Annotated in this window: 4 protein-coding genes; 3 read left to right on the top strand and 1 reads right to left on the bottom strand. The window is 62.7% G+C overall.

Translation table 11 applies throughout. The annotated features are described in order from the left end of the window. Positions 1 to 69 precede the first annotated feature (69 nt). On the top strand, positions 70 to 228 hold the full coding sequence (locus EOA24_RS41920; protein ID WP_189341655.1) for a hypothetical protein: 159 nt from the start codon (positions 70 to 72) through the stop codon (positions 226 to 228). Between the two features lie 29 nt (positions 229 to 257). On the opposite strand, the gene EOA24_RS30340 is transcribed toward EOA24_RS41920, so the two are convergent. Next, a complete protein-coding gene (locus tag EOA24_RS30340) occupies positions 258 to 410 on the bottom strand; it encodes a hypothetical protein (protein WP_189343179.1) in 153 nt (50 codons plus the stop codon). Between the two features lie 1,130 nt (positions 411 to 1,540). On the opposite strand from EOA24_RS30340, the gene EOA24_RS30335 reads away from it, so the two are divergent. Both EOA24_RS30335 and EOA24_RS30330 read left to right on the top strand, forming a co-directional pair. Next, entirely contained in the window at positions 1,541 to 2,944 is a 1,404-nt protein-coding gene (locus EOA24_RS30335) for a sensor histidine kinase (protein ID WP_126078096.1), read from the top strand. Further along, positions 2,941 to 3,585 (top strand): response regulator transcription factor, encoded by a 645-nt coding sequence (locus EOA24_RS30330; protein ID WP_126061648.1) that lies wholly within the window; start codon positions 2,941 to 2,943, stop codon positions 3,583 to 3,585. Before EOA24_RS30335 ends, EOA24_RS30330 begins: the two co-directional genes overlap by 4 nt. Positions 3,586 to 3,792 lie beyond the last annotated feature (207 nt).

The raw sequence follows: 3,792 nt of genomic DNA, 5'->3' as shown, positions 1-3,792 counted from the left end.
AATCAGGATCATGCTCAAGGGTGCGCGAAATTACGTGCGCTGCGGGGGGGTCAAAAGGGGTAAGGCGCTATGGAGTTTGCAGTCTGCTACGATCACAGCGGGTTCGATCTGGCGCGGTCGCTCTTCTTCGATCTCACTGCTTTCCTTGCGCTGATGACGCCATGGGCGATCGCGCGGCTGATCGAGATCGCGCGCGAGGATGGCGCGGCCGGATTGCAGCTCGCGTGACGGGCTGAAAGCCCGTTCCTGGGATTGTCCTAGCCCTCGCGGCCGACCTTTCGGATCGACAGGTCGCCGAACAGGACCGAACAGTCGATCTCCTCCTGGAAATGCGCCTGCGGATCGAGCACCAGCCAGGAAGCGTGGGTGCGAAGCTCCTTCAGCCTGGCATTCTTTTCCGCACGCGCCAAGCGCTCCGCCTCGTCTGTTGAGGCCTGAAACGGCTTTTCGGCCTTGTGATGGTGAGGACTCCTCGACATCGCGGCCTAGAACGCGCCCGACCTGCTTTTCGTTCCGCCGCATTGAAATGGCCCACGGCCATTAATTCTTCGGCGCCGCGTTTCGACGACGCACCAGCCTTGAAGCGTTCAGGGAGCGGGGTAGCCCGGCTTGCCTTGGCGGTAAAAGAGTACGGCTCTCTTACAGGCAAGCCGGGCTAAAGCGCCGACCATTGGGTTTCCTTGGGGGGTAGCCGGCGCACGGACACAGTGTCCGTTTCCACCTGCGCCCGCAATTGTCGCTGAGGTCCTATGCGCCGGCGCAATGGTCCGAGCGGCCAGGACCGAAACGTTCCTGCCTGGAATCACCCGGATCCCGGACGCACGAACGCTCAAGCCCGTGTGAGCCGGCTGCCTTTTTGGAGCGTGCTCTTGACGAAATGCTCGGCGTACCGCGCCCATTCGGCTTCCGTGACGTCGTTCTCACGAACAGACTGCCTGAAAGCTTCCCGCAATGCGTCGAGATCAAAGATCGACAGCCGGTGATTTCTCTTATGGTTTTTTGTGCCTACGTCCATACTGCGTTGCCACGAACAGCAAGGTAACGTCTATCGTATAGGCGGCGCGTGTCCGGCCGATCAAGGCCTTGGCCCTGACTTCTTTTGGGGGCAAATGCCGTCGCGACTTCCCGCGTCTTATGCAAGGACAGGGCTGCCCGGCCCTGGGCTGGGGCATCCGACAGACGTCGTTATATATTCATATCCGCAACGCCCGATGACAGGACCGCGCCAGACCGGACGGCGGCGGCGCGGCGCTATGTTCTGCGGGGCATACGTCTTTTGGTCTGGACCTGGGGCCGGATTGGTGGTTGTGTCGGCGCTGAAAGAAGTTCAGGTGGCAGCCGGCCCGCGTCTTCCCCGTCAAACAGGAGCGACGCGGGCATTTGCCATTCGGGGTATGGGCGATCTTGCCGCTTGCGAATCACAGCTGCCCCGCCGGCAAACGGGCCGTCATTAACCTTCCTCATCGGCACGGACCAAGGTCGGTGTCGCAATTGCGTCACCTCGCCTATACTGTCGCGAACGGGTGGGTGAACGGTGCCGATGTTTGGGAGGTATCTGAAGCGGCTTGCACGAATCTGGAGCGGGCTCTCGCTTGCCTGGCAGTTCGTGATCGCGGGCGGCATCGGCCTTCTGGCGGTGATGCTCGTGGTCGGGCTGTGGGTGACATCTCAGATCCGTGACGGCGTCCTGCACAATTCCGCCGCCACCACCGCGCTCTATGTCGACAGCGTGATCGCGCCGCTGCTGCCCGACATGCGCAAGAGCCAGGAGCTGGACGACACCGTCAAACGGGCCCTGGACGAGACGCTCGGCCAGGGGGCGCTCGGGAAAAGACTGGTCTCGTTCAAGCTATGGCGGCGCGACGGCACGATTCTCTATTCGAAGGACGCCGACCTCATCGGCAGGCAGTTCAAGCCCAACGCCAATCTCGTCGCCGCTTTCGCCGGCAATGTCATGGTCAAATACAACTCCAACAGGCTCGAAGACGAGGAAGACGAGAAGGAACGGTCGATGGGGGTGCCGCTGCTCGAGATCTACAACCCGGTGCGCGAACCCTGGTCAGGCGAGGTCGTGGCCGTGTCTGAATTTTACGAATTGTCCGGCGATTTCGAGGAATCGCTGCACTCGGCCCTGTTGTGGAGCTGGCTGGTGGTGGCGGGCGCCACGGCGGCGGCGCTTGCCCTGCTCTCGGGCATCGTTTTCCGGGGCAGCCGCACCATCGTCACCCAGCAGGCGGCGCTCGAGGCCAAGGTCTCGGAATTGCAGGCGGCGCTGGCGCAGAACTCGACGCTGCGGCAGCGCGTTCAGCGCGCCTCGCGCCGCGCCGCCGCCATCAACGAGCGCTATCTGCGGCGCATAGGCGCCGACCTGCATGACGGGCCGGCGCAACTTGTGGCGCTCGCCGCGCTCAGGATGGACAGCCCGGCGCTGGTCGACCCGGCCACGTCGAGCACGCTGCGTGAAGCAGAGATCGCTGGTATCCACAAGACGCTCGGCGAAGCGATGCGCGAGATACGCGGCATCTGCAACGGGCTGGTGCTGCCGCAGATCGAGACCCAGGCCATCGCCGACATCCTGCGCCTGGCGGTGGCCGAGCATGAGCGCCGCACCAGCACCAATGTGTTGCTAACCCTGCCAGAGCGCTTGCCGGAACTGGGCACCTCGGAAAAGATCAGCATCTATCGCTTCGTGCAGGAAGGCCTGAACAACGCCTTCCGGCACGGCAAGGGCAAGGGCCAGCAGGTCAGGGCCACGACGAAAGGCGGCAAGCTTCTCGTCGAGGTCGTGGACACCGGCCCCGGCTTCGACCCGGCCCGAAGCGAGGGACTTGGGCTTGCGGGCCTGAGGGAACGTATCGAAAGCATAGGCGGTCAGTTCGAGACACTGACGGGCCCCGGAGGAACGAGACTGGTGATCACCTTGTCTGTCGAGGAGCAACCGTGAGCACACCCATCCGCATCGCAATAGTCGACGACCATCCCCTGTTTCGCGAGGGCGTTGCGCGCAGCCTCGGCGAGATAGGCGGCTTCGAACTCGTGGGTGAAGGCGCCAGCGCCGAGGACGCCGAAAGGCTGGTGCGCGCCAGCATGCCCGATATCCTTCTGCTCGACATCAGCATGCCGGGCGGCGGCCTCAGCGCGCTTGCCAGCATCCTTTCAGCAATGCCCGAGCAGAAGATCGTGATGCTGACGGTGTCGGAGACCAATGCCGACGTCGCCCAGGCGCTGAAGGCCGGCGCGCGCGGCTATGTGCTGAAAGGCGTCGGCTCCAAGGCGCTGGCCGAGATCCTTCGCGATGTCGCCAACGGCCAGAGCTATGTTTCGCCGAGCCTCTCGGCCAGACTGCTTTCCGACCTTCTGCAGCCCACCGGCAGCAAGCCGGACCCGCTCGCCCAGCTCACCGGCCGCGAAGCCGAGATCCTGAAGCTGGTCGCGGAGGGGCTGAGCAACAAGGAAGTGGCCGCCCGGCTGTCGCTGCAGGAAAAGACGGTCAAGCATCACATGACCAGGGTGCTCGCCAAGCTCAACGTCCGCAACCGCACCGAAGCGGCGCTGCTGATGCATGAGGCGAGGGAGAGGAACTGAGGGGCTGGACGGAGAGTTGGGGAATTGAGGAACTGAAGAATTGAAGAATTGAAGAATTGAAGAATTGAAGAAATAGAGAAGCTGGAGATCGAGGAAGCAAGGACCTGTGACCGATCCCTCTTCCTTCATCTCTTCATCTCTTCATCTGTTCATCTCTTCATTTCTTCAGTTCTTCAGTTTTTCAATCCCAATTCCCCAGTCCCCCGC

The sequence above is a fragment of the Mesorhizobium sp. M2A.F.Ca.ET.039.01.1.1 genome (assembly GCF_003998035.1).
Taxonomy (GTDB): Bacteria; Pseudomonadota; Alphaproteobacteria; order Rhizobiales; family Rhizobiaceae; genus Mesorhizobium.
This window is presented reverse-complemented; position numbering and strand designations above follow the sequence as displayed.

Bases quoted from the DNA above. Each gene is read 5' to 3' on its own strand.
- EOA24_RS41920 (WP_189341655.1), top strand. From the start codon at position 70: ATGGAGTTTGCAGTCTGCTACGATCACAGCGGGTTCGATCTGGCGCGG.
- EOA24_RS30335 (WP_126078096.1), top strand. From the start codon at position 1,541: ATGTTTGGGAGGTATCTGAAGCGGCTTGCACGAATCTGGAGCGGGCTC.